Source organism: Micromonospora sp. L5 (assembly GCF_000177655.2).
Lineage (GTDB): Bacteria > Actinomycetota > Actinomycetes > Mycobacteriales > Micromonosporaceae > Micromonospora > Micromonospora aurantiaca.
Genome location: NC_014815.1, coordinates 6,106,690 through 6,123,819 on the forward strand (window position 1 = coordinate 6,106,690; position 17,130 = coordinate 6,123,819).

Here is a 17,130-nt window from a genome sequence, read left to right on the forward strand (position 1 = left end):
CCGCCGGCGACCAGCGCGTGTGGTGGGTGGACGCCGGTGTCGGCAGCCGCGGATCAGAGCGGTCAACGGCGCACCCGATAGCGCAGGTGAAGCACCCGGTTGCCCTGAATCACCACGTCGGGATCCTCCAGCAGGTGCTGCGCGTCGACCGACCCGAAGTAGCGTTTGCCGGACCCGAGCACCACGGGTACGACATCCATGCGCACCTCGTCGACCAGGCCCGCGGCGAGCACCTGGCCTCCGACGTCGCCGGCGGCGACCTCGACGATGCGGTCACCGGCGAGTTCCTGCGCCTTGGTCACGGCTGCCTCGACGCCGTCGACGAAGTGGAACGGCGCCTCGGCGTCCCAGCCCTCGGGCGCCGGCCGGTGCGTCACGACGACCACGTGGTCGATCCCGCTCGGCGGCTTCCCGTCCCAGCCGTCGGTCAGGTCGAAGACGTGCCGGCCGACGACCGTCACCCCGATCTGGTCCCAGTACGGCCGGATGTAGTCGTGGGACGTCTGCGACACCCTCAACACACCGCTGGCGTCCAGCGGGACGTCACCGCTGGTCAACCAGTCGAACAGAGGTCCGGGCTGGTCGTTCTCGTCCGCGACGAAGCCGTCCACCGACACCGAGCTGTACATGACGACAGTGCCCACGGGCCTCTCCTCTGCCTTGGGTGCCCTCAAGTTAGCGGGCCGGGAGTCTATGAACACGATTCCAGCCGGACGCTCGCGCGTTCTGCTGACCGCGAAGTGGGCTTCATGAGGTCTCGTCCACCGGCCATGCTGGCTGGATGGATCCGCCCGGACGCCTTACTCCCCAGGCCCTGCTCACGAACCTCTACGCGGCCTTCAACAGGCGTGACATCCCCACTCTGCTGGCCGCCATGGCGCCGGACGTCTCGTGGCCCAACGGCTGGGAAGGAGGCGTCGTTCGCGGCCGGGACCAGGTGGGTGCCTACTGGCGCCGACAGTGGGACCAGATCGAGCCCGTCGTCACGCCGACCGCGTTCCGCACGGAGGCCGACGGCCGCATCGCCGTCACCGTTCATCAGGTGGTCCACGACAAGGCCGGAGCGAAGCTCGCCGACCACACCGTCACGCACGTCTACCGCCTCGACGACGGCTTGGTGACGGAGATGGAGATCCGCGAGTGACGCCACGTCCTTATCGGCGTCCGCTGGTCATGCATCCGAATCGGCGATGAGTTTCGTTTCGGCGTCCGGTCTGTATTCCCGTGCACCCGATCTCCCGACTCTCGGGGGAAGAGCGTCATGACCGCTACGTACAGGAGGCAAGCGTGAAACTTCTCCTCACATCCGCAGGCGTCCAGAACCCGAGCATCCGTGATGCGCTGGTCGACCTGCTGGGCAAGCCGATCGCCGAATCCAGCGCCCTCTGCATCCCCACGGCGGCCTACCCGATGGGCGGACCGGCCTCGGCCTGGCGCTTCATCACCGGTCAGACGCCGCTCCCGATGAGCGGCCTGGGCTGGAAGTCGCTGGGCGTCCTCGAACTGACAGCGCTGCCCAGCATCGGCCAGGAGCACTGGATCCCCTGGGTCCGCGAGGCCGACGTCCTGCTCGTGCACGGCGGCGACGCGACGTACCTGTGCCACTGGATACGGCAGTCCGGGCTGGCGGACCTCCTGCCGTCACTGCGGGACACCGTCTGGGTGGGGCTGAGTGCGGGAAGCATGGTGCTGACCCCCCGGATCGGTGCGGACTTCGTCGAGTGGCAGTCCGCACCCGACGACCGCACGCTCGGGCTCGTCGACTTCTCGATCTTCCCGCACCTGGGCCTCGAACCGGACAACACCATGGCCGCTGCCGAGAAGTGGGCGGCCGAGATCGCCGGTCCGGCGTACGCGATCGACGACCAGACGGCCATCAAGGTGACCGACGGCACCGTCGAGGTCGTCTCCGAGGGGCACTGGAGGCGGTTCCCCGCGTAGCGGTGGCTACCCGAGCAGCGTCGCCGCCACGGCCAGTGTGGCCAACGACAGCGTCGTGGTCACCACCACCGCCCGGTTGGCCACCGCCTCGCCGACGCCGTACTCCTGGGCGAAGATGAACGTGTTCTGCGCCGTCGGCAGGCCCGCGCACACCACCACGGCGAGCAGCTGCGGCGCGGACAGGTGCAGGGCCAGCCCGGCCGCGTACGCGATGACCGGCTGCGCGACCAGCTTCAGCGCGCTGACCGCGGCCAGCTCGGCCGCCCCGGCCGGCTCGGCCGGTTCTGCCCGCGACGGCGCCGTGCGGTGCAGCGACGCGCCGAGCGCGACCAGGGCGGCCGGAACCGCGGCACCGGCCAGCAGCGTCAGCGGCGCGGCGGCCGCCGACGGCAGGCGCAGGCCGGCAGCCGAGCACGCGACACCGAGCAGCGACGCCAGGATCACCGGGTTGCGTACGGGCAGGGAGGCGATCCGGCGCACCCTGATCCGCCCGGCCGGGTCGCTGCGCCGGTCCAGGGCGACCAGGATCACGGGCGCCACCACCAGCACTTGCAGCAGCACCACCACCGCCAGGAACGACACGTCGCCGAGAACCTGCGTCGCGATCGGGATGCCGAGGTTCGCCGAGTTCACGTACCCGGCGGCCATGCCCCAGATCGGCCGTTCGCCGGGCCCGCGACCGAACAGCCGGCTCGCGCCGGCCCACCCGAACCCGACGACCGCGACGGTGCTCACCGCGAAGGCGAGCAGCGAGCGGCCGGCAAACCCGGACAGCGGCATCCGGGACAGGGCCAGGAACAGGGCGGCCGGCATCGCGAGGTGGAACACGAACCGGCCGAGCACCGACGCCGCCGCCTCGCCCAGCAGGCCCCAACGGCAGGCCGCGTAGCCGACGGCGGTGAGGATCCAGATCGGTACGAACGCCGACACCAGGCTCATACGGGAGTCACCGGCGAGCGTCGCGCCAGGTCAGGGACCGGCGGACGTCCGGAGCGTACGAGCCGAGAAACGCCGGCCAAGATCAGGTGCGCTGATCTGCCGCGGAGCGCGCAGGCGCCTCGGTCACCTCTGCTCCCCCTGTCGAGCAGGTCGCGAGATATCACTCAACCTGGTCCTCCGCACGCGTGATCAGCTCCCGCACCTGCTCCGATGAGAGCCGGCTGGCAACAGCTACCAGCCTGCCGATCTCCTGGCTCGCCGCGTAGGCGCCTTCCCTCGCGGAGACATCCACGACGGGCAATCCGGCGATCACCAAGAGGTCCGCCACCGGCATCTGCAAGGCAGGAGCGATGTCGTGGAGGACGTCGGCTCCTGGCGGGACGGCACCACTGAGAAGCTGCCGGATCGTCGATTCAGCTCGGCCAGAGGCACGGCTGATCGCTCGTGGGGTGAGACGACGGTTCGCCGCGAGGCCACGCAGGATCGACGCGGCGTCATGGTTCACCCGGCCAGACTACCGACATGGACACTGCGGTTCGTCGACGCTGCGCGTCCTGGCTCGCCCCGTGCCGCCGGCGCGCCGCCTGCCCCCTGTCGGCATCCCGGAGCCTTGCGGCGGGGAGCGTCCGGTCGCCCTGCCACCCGATCGCGGCCCGCCCAGCGCCTAGGATGGTCCCGGTGAGCATCCCCGAACGGCGAACCGCCGACGTCCCGACCGACGAAGAACGGGTCGACGAGGCCCTACGGCTGCTCGCCGGCGTGCCGGTCGCCCTCGACGTCGCCGTCAAGCGGCTCAGCCGTGGCAGCGGTGTGTACGCCTGGTGGGCTGCTCCCTCGGTCCTCCCGGACCTCCCCGGACCGCCGAACGACAGCGACCCGTCGCGGCGGATGCTCTATCTCGGCCGGGCGACCAGCCTGCGGGGCCGGATCCTGCGCAACCATCTTCGGCGTTCGGGCAGCTCGACCCTGCGCCGTACGCTGGCCGGCCTCCTCGTGTCCGAGGGCTACCGCACCACCTGGACCGACCGTGTCGTCCTGGTGCCCGAGGACGAGACGCGGCTGACCGCGTGGATGCACGAGCACCTGCGCCTGACCTGGGCGGAGGACCCCGAGCCGACGATCATCGAGGCCGAACTCGTCAGGCGTCTGCACCCGCCGCTCAACGTCCACGGCGTCGACCCCGAGCACATCCAGGCCGCAGTGGTCGCCGCCAAGAACTCGTACAACACCAGCAGCGGCCCGGCCCAGCCCTAGCGAACGCCGCAGCCCGGCACGCCGCCGGGATCACCCGATCCGCCGGATGCGTACCTTCGGGCGCTCGTTGCGCAGGTGACCCAGCTTGTGCTGGCGGACCTGCTCCTCCCACACCTCCTGGTCGTACTCCGGATCCGGCGCCGTCCACCGATGCGACCCGTCGCTGTAGTGGAACTTCTCGTCCCCTGCCCGCAACACGCTCACCGCAGCCACCCCAGGAACCGCCGGTGCAACGTCCCGGCCGGCGCCCAGCTCAGGTCCGCCGTCGCCCGCACCAACTGCGCCCCCAGGTACACCGCCAGCGACACCGGCGCACCCTCGTACTCCGCAAGAAGCTCCCGCCGCCGCGTCGCGCACGGCCACGGCGCACCGCACCCACCGCACGTCCAGACCGGCAGCACCGGCCCGTGGGTGCTCACCCGCGCACCCCCAGGAAGCGGGCGACGCTCGCGCGCGCCTGCCGGCTGGTCGCCCACGCAACCTGCCAGCAGGGGTACGGAGTCAGGCGCGCCCACCACAGCCGGCAACCCACGCACATCCCGTCCAGGCCCCGTACGTGCACCGCCAGGATCGCCGCTTCACCCCCGGCGGTCATGCCGGCTCCTTCGGGCCGTTGCTTGCGAGCGGCTCGTCATGACGGTGCGCGTCTCGTAACCGGGCGGCCTGATCAAGCAGCCGCCGTTGCGCCTCTGCCTGCTCGCGTTCTTGGATGGCCTGCCCAGCTCGCCGCTCTCGCGACTCCGTTCGACGCCGCAACCGCTTGAGCAGTTCGGTGATGCTCGCCGCCATCGCGTCTCCATCGTCAGCCAGCCAATGACGTGTAAGGGCTCCCCATTACCGCAAGGCGTGGTTGCTGACCGGAGCCGAGCGGTAACGGGTCGCCAGCCACAGAACCTAGTGCACCAGGTTTGGGGTCGGCAAGAGAGGCGCGCGAACTTGGCACACCAGGTTGTCTGTGGTCGACTGGGCGGGCTGACCGGAGGTACCGCCGACATGCCGAACACGCCTGCCTACCTGACGATCGCCGCCGACCTACGTGCCGCGATCCTGTCCGGAGAACTCCCCGCTGGAGCCAAGTTGCCGTCCGAATCCGGCCTGATGCGCCAGTACGACGTGAGCCGGACCGTCGCCAAGTGGGCCATCGCCGTCCTCAAGGGCGAGGGCATCGTGGAGGGTCGCGCTGGATCCGGCGTATACGTCCGAGACACCACCCGGCTGGTCCGTCACGCCCGAGGCCGCGACGTTCGCTCCGGCGACGGCCCGACTTCCCCGTTCGCCCGCGACGCGGCCGGCGCCGGGCAGCACGGCACGTGGGAGCACGACAGCCGACACGAGCAGGCCGATGAGCGGATTGCCGCGCGGCTCGGCATCGAGCCGGGAGCGCCAGTGATGCGGACGTCGTACCGCTTCCTCGCCGACGGCGAACCGATACAGCTCTCCGTGTCGTACGAGCCGCTCGCCGTCACCCAGGGCACTCCGGTCGAGTGGCCCGAGGACGGAGAGATCAAGGGCGTGGTCGCACGCATGGACGCCATCGGCGTGCGGGTCGACGAGGTCGTGGAGCGTGTCAGCCTTCGCTCGGCGACCGCCGACGAGGTCGAGGCGCTTAACCTGCCGGCCCGCACGTTCGTGCACACCATCGAGCGGACCTACACCGCGAGCGGCACGCCGGTGGAGACGGCCGACATCGTGCTGCCCGGCGGCCGATACGACCTCGTCTACCGCCTCCCCATCGATTGAGGAGTTGACGAGGGTGGCGCGATGCCGACAAGCTCGCCGAACGTTAGGGCGCTCCCAATGAGCCATTTTCATCCTGCGTGGCGGTCGGCTTCGACGCGGTGCAGGACGAGGATGGCCTGCACGATCGCGGTCGCTCGGCGTGGGCAGCAGCGCAGCTTGACCAGGATTTTCCAGGTCTTGAGGGTGGCGATCGCGCGTTCGCCGCGGGCGCGGATCTTCGCGTGCGCTCGGTTGACGGCCTTCTGCCGGCGTGACAGCTTCGGCCGGAAGCGGCGCCGCTTGAACGGGGTGCGCACGCTGCCGGGGGCGCCTTGATAGCCCTTGTCCGCGAAGGTCATCACGTCGGTGCTGGCCAGGGCGTCGATGATGCCGTGGGTGCGGGCGGCGGTCAGGTCGTGCGTCGAGGCGGGCAGCGCGGCCGAGGCCCAGACGAGACGCCCGGCCGCGTCGGCGATGACCTGCACGTTCACGCCGTGACGCTTGTGTTTTCCGGAGTAGTACGGCTTCTGGTTGGCGACCCGGTCGATCGGGATCAGGGTGCCGTCGAGGATTGCGTAGGCGAGCAGACGGATCCTGGTCATGGCCGTGGCCAGGTCGTCGGCGGTCGCGGCGAGCAGGTCGATGGCCTCGCGGACATAACGCCAGGCGGTCATGACGCCGATGTCGAATCCGGCGGCCAGGCGGGTGTAGGTGTCGCCGTTGCGCAGGTGGGCCAGGGCGAGCAGGGCTTGCCGGCCGGGGTCGAGGCGTCGCCACCGAGACCGTTGCTGCTGGCGGCGGGTTCGGATGAGGGCGGCGAGGTGGTTCAGGCTGCGGGTGGACAACGGAATCGCGGCAGGGTAAGACAGCACAGCGAGGCTCCCGGTTGGGGCATCTGATCTTGGTCGATTGCTGTCTTACCGGGAGCCTCGCCCTACCTGGACACCGGCCTCCCACACCGCCCGTGACCTGCGCCGTCACGATGAAAATGGCTCAATGAGCAACAATCATGCAGGATCCGGAGCTTCATCTTCGAGGCCGGCGTGCTCAAGCGCCGCCGCCCGCATTGGACGTTGGTTCGCCGGCGTGAGGCACCCTGAGTCGATCGCGGAGCACTCGTTCCGCACCGCGCTCATCGGATGATGCTCGCGGTCGTGGCCCATGACGCGGACAAGGTGGAGCGCCTCGCACAAACTGTCGAGTACCTCCGCGAGGGAGTCGCAGGCGTTCAGCGCTGGATCGACAGCTCGCGGGTGGCGCTCAAGATGGCGTCCGCCAACATCTCGTCGACGCCGCCCTCACCAGCACTCCACTGGCATGTCTAAATCCGCCCCGCCCCGGCGGCGCAGCACTATTAGCTGCCTCTCTAGCACCTGCTTCGGATTTCCGGAATCCTGAAACGGGAGCGAGTTTACTATACATCTCGCGCCTGAACTCGCCGCAAAACCGGATCGTCACCCGTCGACCGCGCTTGCTCCACAGCCGACACTCAAAGTACACTTCTATCTTCATCCCTCAAGATCAAGGCTGCGCCATGGAACTTTACGATTTGACCGACGCAACGCGCACAGTGATGATCACCGAAGTTGAGGCGGATATCAAGGCGGGAACCCTCTTCCTAAGTCGGCGCCTGAATGGCCCCGGCACAACCCAATGGCCTCAGATTTTGATCGATGCCGCAAGAAACGGCGATCCCGCATCATTAGCAGCCCGCATACGAACCGAGGCCTTGCTCAACAGTCGAGAAATCTTCCACCGCAACGGACGGCCATACGAAAAGAACATCCCAGTCAATGCGGCTGAAACCTTGGCCGAAGGCGAGTTCATCCGCTTCTACATGAGGGCAGTCTGCGTCCAAGCGCTCAACCGGGGAACCAAAGTTCGCGTATACCGAGCAAAGCTCGTTAAAAACCCCCGGCTAGAGTCGGAGGCCAAGATTGGGAACGTCGTCGATCCAGCCGAGTTGCTTCGGGATCTCCGGACAAATGTCGGAATGGATACATTTCTCGGACTGCCACCCGGACCAAATTCCGGCCTCTGCGTTCGCCTGATTGACTAGCTGACAGACAGAAAAGAAGAGGCTCGAACAAGCGCAACACTAACCTCAACCCCCAGGCCCCGAAGTTAACGATGCTTTATATTAGATATTCGTAGCCGACCCACGCCGAAAGCCGAGGAACTAGGTCGGGATCCCATTGAGGAGGCAGCATCCCGTCTACCACAAAGGCTGCAGCCGCGCGGAACCCGCCAGCGAAGGCGCGAGCCAGCTGCAGACAGTTTCCCTGCGAAGCAGGGTCCGATGATCGCTGAACCGATCGAGCCGTTGCCTCTATCAAACATCACCCCTCAGAACCAGCTTTCCCGCATGTCCAGCGTGGTCCGGTCCAGCCCTTCCAGCAGGTCGAACTGCGGCCCCACCTTCGGCAACTCCCACCGGTAGAAGTACCGAGCCGCCTGCCTCTTCCCCGCCAGGAACTCCCCCTCGGCCCCCTCCGGCGACCCCAGCGCCTCCACCACCAGCACCTGCTCCAGCCACATCCACGCGATCACCACGTGCCCGACCGCCTCCAGGTACACCGACGCGTTCGCCAGCGCCAGCTCCGGATCACCAGGGGCCCACAACCGCCGTGTCACCACGGCGATCCGGTCCACCGCCGCGCCGAGCTGACCGGCCAGCTCCGAGGCGAACCCCTCGGCCTTCCACGCCCGGGTCACGGTGCCGCGGATGGTCTCCAGCAGCAGTTCCAGCGCTGCCCCGTCGCGCATGGTGACCTTGCGGCCGAGCAGGTCCAGCGCCTGGATGCCGTGGGTGCCCTCGTGGATGGCGTTGAGCCGGTTGTCCCGCCAGTGCTGCTCGACGTCGTAGTCGCGGGTGTAGCCGTACCCGCCGTGCACCTGGATGGCCAGGTCGTTGGCGGCCAGGCACCACTGCGCCGGCCAGCTCTTGGTGATCGGGGTAAGCAGGTCCAGCAGCAGCTGTGCCCGTTCGCGGTCGGCCTCGGCGGGTGCGGTCTTCTGCTCGTCGAGCAGCCGTCCGCAGTAGAGCACCAGTGCGAGCGCGCCCTCCACGTAGCTCTTCTGGGCCAGCAGCATCCGGCGTACGTCGCTGTGGGCCACGATCGGCATCTGCGGTGTGGTCGGGTCCTTGTCGGCGACCGGCCGTCCCTGCGGGCGTTGCCGGGCGTACGCGACGGACTTCAGGTACGCGGTGTAGCCGAGCGCTGTGGCGCCGGCCCCGATGCCGATGCGCGCCTCGTTCATCATGTGGAACATCACCGCGAGCCCTTGGTGCGGCTGCCCCACCAGGTAGCCGACCGCCCCGGCCCGCCCGTACGGCCGGTGCACGCCCTCGCCGAAGTTCAGCAGCGTGTTGGTGGTGCCCCGGTAGCCGAGCTTGTGGTTGAGGCCGACCAGCACCACGTCGTTGCGCGGCCCGAGGTTGCCGTCGTCGTCGAGCAGCACCTTCGGCACGATGAACAGCGACAGGCCCTTCACGCCGGGCGGCGCGCCGGGGATGCGGGCGAGCACCAGGTGCACGATGTTCTCGGCCAGTTCGTGGTCGCCGCCGGAGATCCACATCTTGGTGCCGACGATCCGGTACGTGCCGTCGTCCTGCGGCTCGGCCCGCGTGGTCAGGTCGGCCAGGGAGCTGCCGGCCTGCGGCTCGGACAGGCACATGGTGCCGAAGAACCGCCCCTCGATCATGGGGCGTACCCAGGTGTCGATCTGCTCGGCGCTGCCGTGGGCGAGCAGCAGGTTGGCGTTGCCGAGGGTGAGCATCGGGTACGCCGACGTGCCCACGTTGGCGGCCTGGAACCAGGCGAAGGCGGCGGCGGCCACGGTGTGCGGCAGTTGCAGGCCGCCCACTGACTCGTCCATGGTGGCGGCGAGCAGCCCGGTCTCGGCGAACGCCTCCAGGGCGGCCTTCACCTGCGGGATGGTCCGCACGCGCTGCCCGTCGAACGTGGGTTCGCCGGTGTCGGCGGCCCGGTTGTGCGGGGCGAACCGTTCGGCGGCGACCCGGGCGGCGAGGTCCAGCACCTCGTCGACGGTCTCCCGGGAGTGCTCGGCATAGCGGGGCCGCTCGGTCAGCCGCGCCACGTCCAGCCAGTCGTGCAGCAGGAACGCGAGGTCACGGCGGGACAGCAGCAGATCGGACGAGGACAACGTGGACTCCTTCCGGTCAGCCGCGGCGCAACCCGGCGACGGCCTCCCGCAGGTCATCCTGACCGATCGGAGCCGGGGGCGCACCCTCCGCCGCCTCCCGGAGCGCCTTGGCGAGTTGCACCCGGCGCAGCGCCTCCCGGAGGTCCGCGCCGGTCAGCCCGGCCGTGTCGGCGGCGAGCGCGGCCGGGTCGAGGTCGTCGGCGAACATCTTGAAGCCCGGCCGCTCGTGCCGGTCGATCAGTTCGCGGACCATCTTGGTGAGGATCTCCGCGCGTCCGGCCTCATCGGGTGCCGGAATGGCGATCTTCAGGTCGAAGCGGCCGGAGCGGATCAGTGAGGCGTCCACGCGCTGCGGGAAGTTGGTCGTGGCGACCACGATGACGTCGGGGTTCTCCTCGAACAGCGTGTTCATCTCCTGCTTGAAGATGCCCGCGACCGCGTTCACCGCCTGGCTGGCCGCGTCACCGCCGGCACCGGCGTAGCTGATGATCGAGTCGAACTCGTCGAACAGCATCACGGTGGGCCGCCGGTAGCGGCGTGCCTCCCGGAAGATGCGCTTGATGTTGCGTTCCGAACCGCCGAGGTACTTGTCCAGGATCTCCGGGGTACGGATCTCCACGAAGTCCGCGCCGACCTCGTTCGCCAGCGCGCGGGCCAGCATCGTCTTGCCGGTGCCCGGCGGGCCGTACATCAGGATGCCCTGCGGCCTGCGCGCGCCCCAGCGGGCCATCGCCTGCGGGTGCCGGAACGACACCGCCACCTCGCGGAACCGCGCGACCACGTCGGGCAGGCCGCCGACCTGGTCGAGGGTCACCGCCGCGCTGGGCGGCCCGGCCACCGTGACCGGTCGCCGCCCCACGAGGTACGTCCGTCCGCGCAGCACCGCCGGCTCCTCGCTGTCGCCGGACAACTCGCGTACGGCCTGGAGCAGCAGGCCCAGCATCGCCCGCAGGTGCGCCGGATCCACCTCCGCGCTCGGTACGTCGGCGCGGATGCGTACCGTGCCGTTGTCCTGGTCGACGCGGGGGCGCAGCCCTGCCTCCTCGGCGGCGCGCAGCACCTCCCGGCCGGCCGGGTCGCGCGGCGGCGCGACGAGCGTGGCGACCGGGCGAGGCCAGATCCGCCGCCCGGCCTCCGCCGCGATCCGGCCCACCGCGGCGGCCGGGCCGTCGCCGCCGCGCGCGGCCAGCCGCTCGGCGAGCAGCAGGCCGACCGGCCCGGCCAGCCCGAGGGCGATCAGGCCCGCCGGTGCGGCCTCCACCCGCAGGTACGCCTCGAAGCGGTGCACCGGCGGCTCGGCGGCGGTGTCGGCGCGCACGGTACAGCGGACCTCCCGCACCGGGGCGGGGAAGTCGCCGCCGGACAGCAGGTCCACCGGCCCGTCGACGGCGGCGGCGAGCAGCCCGGCCGCGTCGGTGATGCGCACCTCGGCGCCGAGCAGCGGCACCGTCTCCTCGTCCGGCCGTACCTCGGTCATCGGCAGCCCTCTCCTCGCGGCGGCGTCCGCTTCCCTCGCGTGGCGTCCGCCTCCGAGTCTGGCACCGGCCCGGCCGGGCGGCCACCGCTGCGCCGCCGCCGCTGACCTGGCCGCCGCCCGCCCGGCCGTCGCTCAGCTCGCCTCGGCGAGCAGGCCGTCGACCAGGTCGCGGGGCAGCCCGTGGGTGTCGTGCAGCCAGTGGTAGTCGCGTTCGGTCAGCGGCCCGCGCGCCCGTACCCGGTCCACGAGCGGCCGTCCGCGTCGCAGCAGTCCACGGAAGCGGCGTTCCTCGTCCACCAGCGTCGTGTGCAGCGAGCCGACGTCGACCGGCCGCATGCTCGGATCGGGCAGCTGGCGGAAGCGGCGCAGCGTGTCCGCGTACACCCGGGGTGGCATCTCGTCCAGGGTGCGCGCCGGGTCGTCGCGCCACAGCACTGTCAGCGCGCGGCGCAGCAGCCGCCGCAGCACGTACCCGCGGCCGGTGTTGCCGGGGCGTACCCCGTCACCGAGCACGACCACCGCGGACCGCAGGTGGTCGGAGACCACGCGCAGGTCCTCACCGCGCAGGTCCCACCGGTCGCGGACGACGTCCACCCACGGCCGCAGCCCGTCGCCGGTGAACACGGACCGGTCGCCGCGCAGCACCATCTCCAGCCGTTCCAGGCCCATGCCGGTGTCGATGCTGGGGTGCGGCAGCGGCGTGAGCCGGCCGTCGGGGTGCCTGTGGTAGCGCATCTGCACGTGGTTCCACACCTCCACCCACCGCACGTCGGTGCTCGGTGTGCCGGTGGGCGGGCCGTCGCCGGTCCACACGAAGATCTCCGAGTCCGGTCCGCAGGGGCCGGTCGGGCCGTTGGACCACCAGTTGTCCTCGCCGAGCGCCTCCACCGGGACGCCGAGCCCGGTCCAGGTGTCCCGCGCGGTGTCGTCCGGGCCGAGCCGGTCGTCGCCGCCGAACACCGTCGCGTGCAGTTTCCCCGCCGGGATGCCGAACCCGTCGGTGAGCAGCTCGAAGCCCCAGCGCAGGCTCGTCGCGATGTCGTAGTCGCCGAGCGACCACGAGCCGAGCATCTGGAACACGGTCAGGTGGGTGCTGTCGCCCACCTCGTCCAGGTCCGTGGTGCGCAGGCACCGCTGCACGTTCGCCAGTCGCCGTCCGCCCGGGTGCGGGCGCCCCAGCAGGTACGGCGTGAGCGGGTGCATGCCGGACGTGGTGAACAGCACCGGGTCGCCGGGCGGCGGAACGAGCGAACTCTCCGGCGCACGCCGATGGTCGTGCCGCTGGTAGTGGTCGAGGAACGTCCGGGTGATCTCGTCGGGTGTCATGGTGGGTGCCTTCCGGGTACGGGTGACCGGACGGCCCGCCGCGCGCGTTTCACGGCGTCGACACGACGACGCCGGCGGACCGTTTCCGGTCGCCGGCGTGGGTGTGGGGCAGGTCAGGCGGCGGCAGCCGGCGAGCGGGAAGCTCGCGCGGCCGCGGCGGTAAAGGTACGCCTGCTCTGCATACTCCGACGGTAGCCCGCCCCGCACCGTCCCGCCCAACCCTTTTCCGCGCGCCCGCGTGCCCCGTGCGCCCCGTGCCCCGCGCCGGCGCAAGATCAACGCAACTCCCCCGAGAAGGCGGGGTCACCGGCCCTCGGATGCCGCCATTTCGCCGAGCTGGAGTTGACCATGCCCCCCCAAAGGCGCGGGTGGAACGCCACGGGTGTCAAAACGGGCCGGAGACACCCGTGGCGTTCCACCCGGGCGGGCGGCGGGCGTCAGCGGGTGGGGGTGAGCAGGCAGCGGTAGAGCGCGTCCAGGCGTTCGGCCTGCGCCTCCCACGTCCACCCGGGCAGCGGCGAGTCCGGCCCCTCGTAGGCGGCGCGGTAGCGGGCCGGGTCGGCGAGCACGGCCCGTACCGCGCGGGCCAGGTCGGCGGCGTCGCGGGCGCGGAACACCTCGCCCTGCCCGCTGGCCCTGACCGTGTCGGCCATGGTCCGTACGTCGCTGACCACGATCGGCAGCCGCGCGTGCGCGTACTCGAAGAACTTCGTGATCAGCGCGATCTCGTGGTTGGGCCAGTGGTGCAGCGGGATCAGCCCGATGTCGGCGGCGGCGAGGAACGCGACGAGCTGCCGGTGCGGCACGTACGGCAGCACGTGCACCCGGTCGCCCACCTGATGCCGGGCCGCGCGGGCGACGACCTGGCGGACGTAGGCCGCGTCCGGGTCGGCGACGACAAGGGCCAGGTGTACGCCGGGCAGCAGCGGCAATGCCTCGACCACCGTGTCCACGCCGCGCTGGGCGGCCATCGCCCCGCTGTAGACGAGCAGCGGCGTGTCCGGGGGCAGACCGCAGCGCTCCCGCAGGTCGGGGGCGGGCAGGTCTGCGGGCTCGGGGGCGGTCGGCTCGGAGGGCGCAGTCGGCTCGGGGGTGGCGGTGACCGGGGCGTTCAGGATCACTGTGGGGCGCTCGGGCAGGGCGTGGTCGCGTACCAGCAGGTCGGCGAGCGTGTCGGAGACGGTGACCACCGCGTCGGCGGCGCCGACATACTCGCGGACGTACCCGAGATGCGCGGGCAGCCAGCGGGCGTTGTCGCGGCGGGGCCGGGCGCCGGGCAGCCACTCGTGCGCGTCCCAGACCAGCTTGGTGTCACGTCCGGCGGCGCGGGCGCGGTCCACGGCGCGGGCGGCCACGCCGAGCATCCGGAAGTCGTGCGCGTGGATCAGGTCGGGCCGCAGCTCGTCGACGACCGGTCCGGCGACCCGTTCGTAGTCCCAGAGCCCCGGCTCCAGCCGCCGCCAGGCCCCGTCGCGCAGCCGGGCCCGCCAGTAGCGGACCTGGGCGTGCTCCACCGGCCGGCGTGCCAGCCGGGCCGCGCGCAACGGCAACCCGCCCCGGGCCACCAGCCGCGTCCGCAGCCCGGACACGCCGCGCGGGCCGGAGACGGCGGGCGGTGGAGTGGCGCGCGCAGCGGCGAGCGGCAGGACGCGCACCTCGGCGTCGCCGAGCCGCCAGCGGCGTTCGGCGTCGACGTGGGCGCAGCCGATCAGCGTGACGTCCCAGCCCGCGTCGGCGGCCGAGCGGGCCGCCTTCTGCACCCGCGAGTCACCCTCGACCGCGTTGTCGACGAGCATGACCACGCGCCGGCCGAGCCGCGTCGTGTCGTCGCGCCGCATCGGCGATCCACCCTTCACCCGTACGCCCGGACGGGCGCGAGTGTACGGGGACGCGGGACCGTCACAACGGCCGCGAAACCGGCCCTGAGCTGCGGTGACGCCGACTGTGCAGCCGACGGTCAGGTGCCGGCCGGTGGAAGTTCACCGGCCGTGCACCGGACGGGCGGGTCAGGCCGTACCGGAGGAGGCCAGCGCGGCCGGGGCGACCGGCTGCCGGCTGTCCTTGCGGTTGGGCAGCGACAGGCGGATGACCTTCCACCACGCGGAGGCGACCTGCTTGGGCAGCGGGCCGGTGGTGTAGTGCAGGCCGTACCTGTCGAACAGCGCCCGCACCTGCGGGGCGATCTCCTGGTAGCGGTTGCTGGGCAGGTCGGGGAAGAGGTGGTGCTCGATCTGGTACGACAGGTTGCCGGTCATGATGTGCAGCAGCCGGCTGCCGCTGATGTTGGCCGAGCCGAGCATCTGCCGCAGGTACCACTCGCCGCGGGTCTCGCCGTCGATGGAGGTCTTCTCGAACGTCTCCACGCCGTTGGGGAAGTGCCCGCACATGATCACGGAGTGGCTCCACACGTTGCGCAGCAGGTTCGCGGTGAACGTGGCGGCGAGCGTGGACAGGAACGACGGCCCGGACAGCAGCGGGTGCACCACGTAGTCCTTGAGCACCTGGCGGCGGATCTTGCGCCCGACGGCCCTGGCCTTGGCCCGGAACTTGGGGTCCTTGAGCTTGCGCTGCTTGAGGTGGTCGCCCAGCTCCATGTCGTACGCGGCGATGCCGTACTCGAAGAACGCGGCGTTGAGCAGGTTCCACAGCGGCTGCCCGAGGTGCATCGGGTGCCAGGGCTGGTCCTCGTCCACGCGCATGATGCCGTACCCGAGGTCGTTGTCCTTGCCGACCACGTTGGTGTACCTGTGGTGCAGCTCGTTGTGCGACTGCTTCCACTGGTCGGCCGGGGAGACGTGGTCCCACTCCCAGGTGGTGGAGTGGATCTTCGGGTCGCGCATCCAGTCCCACTGGCCGTGCAGGACGTTGTGCCCGATCTCCATGTTCTCCAGGATCTTGGCGACCGTGAGCCCGGCCGTGCCGACGATCCAGGCCGGCGGGAACAGCGAGAACAGCAGCACCGCACGGCTGCTCATCTCCAGTGTCCGCTGGGTCTTGACCACCTTGCGGATGTAGCGGGCGTCCCGCTCCCCCCGGTCGGCGAGGACCCGGTCCCGGATCGCGTCCAGTTCCTTGCCGATGATCTCGATGTCCTCGGCGCTCAGGTGGGCGATCGGGTTGACGGCCTTCTTCTGGATCACGGTCACGTGGGTGGCTCCTGTCAGATATCGATGTCGCAGGTACCGGCGGCGGCCGACACGCACGTCTGGACCAGCACGCCGTCCCCCGGTACGGCAGTGGTGACGTCGCCGTTGCGCAGGTCGCGGACAGCTCCCTGGCGCAGCGGTACGACGCAGCCGAAGCAGATGCCCATCCGGCACCCGGAAGGCATCAGCACTCCGGCGTTCTCCCCCGCGTCGAGCAGTGTGGTGGCGCCGTCGGACTCGACTGTCACGCCCGCCCCGGTGAAGGTCACGGTGCCTCCCTCGCCCGGCGTGATCACCGTCGGGCGGAACCGCTCGGTGTGCAACCGCTCGACGAGACCGTTCGAGGACCAGTACCCCTCGACCGCGTCGAGCATGCCGATCGGCCCGCACGCCCACGCCTCCCGGTCGAGGTGGTCGGGCACCAGGCCGGCCAGTTCGGCGACGTCGAGCAGGCCGTCGGTGTCGGTGTGCCGCTCGACCAGACGCAGCGCGCCGCGGTCGGCCAGGGCGCGCAGCTCCGTACCGAAGATGACGTCGTCGCGGGTCGGCGCCGAGTGCACGAGCACCACGTCGGCCCGGTCGGCCAGCCCGGAGCGCAGCATCCCCATGACCGGGGTGATGCCGCTGCCCGCGGTGAGGAACAGGACGCTCTCGGGCGTCGCGGCGGGCAGCACGAACTCACCCTGGGCCTGGTCGAGGTGCACGATCGTGCCGGGCCGCAGCCGGCGTACGAGATGGTTGCTGACCTTGCCGTCCGGGATGGCCTTCACGGTGACGGAGATCCGGCCGTCCGTGGCGTCCGGCGGCGAGGTGAGCGAGTACGCGCGCCACTGACGCACCCCGTCGACGTCCACGCCGAGGCGGATGTACTGCCCGGGCGTGTGGCCCTGCCAGGCGCGGCCGGGTTGGATCACCAGCGTGGCCGCGTCCCGGGTCTCCGGGCGTACCGCGACGATCTTGCCGCGCAGCGGGGCGCCCGCGCGCAGCGGCGCGATCAGGTCGAGATAGTCGTCCGGCAGCACCGGCGTGGTGACCGTTCCGGCCAGCCGCAGCAGCCTGTCCCGGAAGGTGACCTTCTGAGGGCGACGGGAGGCAGTTGTGGTCATATGACCAGCGTGACCGCCCGATCGCATAACATCTTGACCGGCAAAGGTGAAACGG

At 70.7% G+C, this 17,130-nt stretch carries 19 protein-coding genes and 1 pseudogene; 6 read left to right on the forward strand and 14 right to left on the reverse strand.

What is annotated here, in order from left to right; genetic code table 11:
- Nucleotides 1-62: 62 nt before the first annotated feature.
- Nucleotides 63-644: a dihydrofolate reductase family protein gene (locus tag ML5_RS28190; RefSeq protein ID WP_013477105.1), complete on the reverse strand. Its 582-nt coding sequence runs from the start codon at nt 642-644 to the stop codon at nt 63-65.
- Nucleotides 645-781: 137 nt separating this feature from the next.
- Between ML5_RS28190 and ML5_RS28195 the strand changes: the two genes are divergently transcribed.
- Both ML5_RS28195 and ML5_RS28200 read left to right on the forward strand, forming a co-directional pair.
- Entirely contained in the window at nt 782-1,144 is a 363-nt protein-coding gene (locus ML5_RS28195; protein WP_013477106.1) for a nuclear transport factor 2 family protein, read from the forward strand.
- A gap of 143 nt (nt 1,145-1,287) precedes the next feature.
- On the forward strand, nt 1,288-1,941 hold the full coding sequence (locus tag ML5_RS28200; protein WP_013477107.1) for a Type 1 glutamine amidotransferase-like domain-containing protein: 654 nt from the start codon (nt 1,288-1,290) through the stop codon (nt 1,939-1,941).
- Nucleotides 1,942-1,947: 6 nt separating this feature from the next.
- Here ML5_RS28200 and ML5_RS28205 read toward each other — a convergent pair whose 3' ends face one another.
- On the reverse strand, nt 1,948-2,880 hold the full coding sequence (locus tag ML5_RS28205) for an AEC family transporter (protein WP_013477108.1): 933 nt from the start codon (nt 2,878-2,880) through the stop codon (nt 1,948-1,950).
- Nucleotides 2,881-3,040: 160 nt separating this feature from the next.
- Nucleotides 3,041-3,385, reverse strand: a complete 345-nt coding sequence (locus ML5_RS28210; RefSeq protein ID WP_201766714.1) for a helix-turn-helix domain-containing protein — start codon at nt 3,383-3,385, stop codon at nt 3,041-3,043.
- A gap of 164 nt (nt 3,386-3,549) precedes the next feature.
- Here ML5_RS28210 and ML5_RS28215 point away from each other — a divergent pair, with 164 nt between their 5' ends.
- Nucleotides 3,550-4,134 (forward strand): GIY-YIG nuclease family protein, encoded by a 585-nt coding sequence (locus ML5_RS28215; protein WP_041784312.1) that lies wholly within the window; start codon nt 3,550-3,552, stop codon nt 4,132-4,134.
- Nucleotides 4,135-4,164: 30 nt separating this feature from the next.
- Here the strand turns inward: ML5_RS28215 and ML5_RS32460 are convergent, their stop codons facing one another.
- From ML5_RS32460 to ML5_RS32170, 4 genes are read right to left on the reverse strand one after another with little or no spacing between them, the layout of a single operon-like run.
- Nucleotides 4,165-4,338, reverse strand: a complete 174-nt coding sequence (locus tag ML5_RS32460; protein ID WP_013477110.1) for a hypothetical protein — start codon at nt 4,336-4,338, stop codon at nt 4,165-4,167.
- A complete protein-coding gene (locus tag ML5_RS28220) occupies nt 4,335-4,553 on the reverse strand; it encodes a hypothetical protein (protein ID WP_013477111.1) in 219 nt (72 codons plus the stop codon). Before ML5_RS28220 ends, ML5_RS32460 begins: the two co-directional genes overlap by 4 nt.
- The gene (locus ML5_RS33335) at nt 4,550-4,729 is read right to left on the reverse strand and encodes a hypothetical protein (RefSeq protein ID WP_013477112.1); all 180 of its coding nucleotides are present in this window, start codon (nt 4,727-4,729) and stop codon (nt 4,550-4,552) included. Before ML5_RS33335 ends, ML5_RS28220 begins: the two co-directional genes overlap by 4 nt.
- A complete protein-coding gene (locus ML5_RS32170; protein ID WP_143766961.1) occupies nt 4,726-4,923 on the reverse strand; it encodes a hypothetical protein in 198 nt (65 codons plus the stop codon). Before ML5_RS32170 ends, ML5_RS33335 begins: the two co-directional genes overlap by 4 nt.
- Before the next feature lie 204 nt (nt 4,924-5,127).
- On the opposite strand from ML5_RS32170, the gene ML5_RS28230 reads away from it, so the two are divergent.
- Nucleotides 5,128-5,874 (forward strand): GntR family transcriptional regulator, encoded by a 747-nt coding sequence (locus ML5_RS28230; protein ID WP_013477113.1) that lies wholly within the window; start codon nt 5,128-5,130, stop codon nt 5,872-5,874.
- Between the two features lie 68 nt (nt 5,875-5,942).
- On the opposite strand, the gene ML5_RS28235 is transcribed toward ML5_RS28230, so the two are convergent.
- Nucleotides 5,943-6,725 (reverse strand): IS5/IS1182 family transposase, encoded by a 783-nt coding sequence (locus ML5_RS28235; protein ID WP_013473716.1) that lies wholly within the window; start codon nt 6,723-6,725, stop codon nt 5,943-5,945.
- A 144-nt stretch (nt 6,726-6,869) separates the two neighbouring features.
- Between ML5_RS28235 and ML5_RS33020 the strand changes: the two are divergent.
- Both ML5_RS33020 and ML5_RS32465 read left to right on the forward strand, forming a co-directional pair.
- Nucleotides 6,870-7,192 (forward strand): annotated as a pseudogene (locus tag ML5_RS33020) (HD domain-containing protein); the annotation flags it as partial.
- A gap of 195 nt (nt 7,193-7,387) precedes the next feature.
- Entirely contained in the window at nt 7,388-7,912 is a 525-nt protein-coding gene (locus ML5_RS32465) for a hypothetical protein (RefSeq protein ID WP_168168205.1), read from the forward strand.
- Between the two features lie 287 nt (nt 7,913-8,199).
- Here the strand turns inward: ML5_RS32465 and ML5_RS28245 are convergent, their stop codons facing one another.
- The 6 genes from ML5_RS28245 to ML5_RS28270 all read right to left on the reverse strand — a co-directional run bounded on the left by ML5_RS28245 (nt 8,200) and on the right by ML5_RS28270 (nt 17,075).
- Nucleotides 8,200-10,020, reverse strand: a complete 1,821-nt coding sequence (locus tag ML5_RS28245) for an acyl-CoA dehydrogenase (RefSeq protein WP_013477114.1) — start codon at nt 10,018-10,020, stop codon at nt 8,200-8,202.
- A 16-nt stretch (nt 10,021-10,036) separates the two neighbouring features.
- The gene (locus ML5_RS28250) at nt 10,037-11,497 is read right to left on the reverse strand and encodes a 26S protease regulatory subunit (RefSeq protein WP_013477115.1); all 1,461 of its coding nucleotides are present in this window, start codon (nt 11,495-11,497) and stop codon (nt 10,037-10,039) included.
- A gap of 132 nt (nt 11,498-11,629) precedes the next feature.
- A complete protein-coding gene (locus ML5_RS28255; protein WP_013477116.1) occupies nt 11,630-12,823 on the reverse strand; it encodes an alanine--tRNA ligase-related protein in 1,194 nt (397 codons plus the stop codon).
- Between the two features lie 437 nt (nt 12,824-13,260).
- The gene (locus ML5_RS28260; protein ID WP_013477117.1) at nt 13,261-14,661 is read right to left on the reverse strand and encodes a glycosyltransferase family 4 protein; all 1,401 of its coding nucleotides are present in this window, start codon (nt 14,659-14,661) and stop codon (nt 13,261-13,263) included.
- Between the two features lie 168 nt (nt 14,662-14,829).
- Entirely contained in the window at nt 14,830-15,969 is a 1,140-nt protein-coding gene (locus tag ML5_RS28265) for an acyl-CoA desaturase (protein WP_013285873.1), read from the reverse strand.
- Nucleotides 15,970-15,983: 14 nt separating this feature from the next.
- A complete protein-coding gene (locus ML5_RS28270) occupies nt 15,984-17,075 on the reverse strand; it encodes a ferredoxin reductase (protein WP_013477118.1) in 1,092 nt (363 codons plus the stop codon).
- Nucleotides 17,076-17,130: the final 55 nt, after the last annotated feature.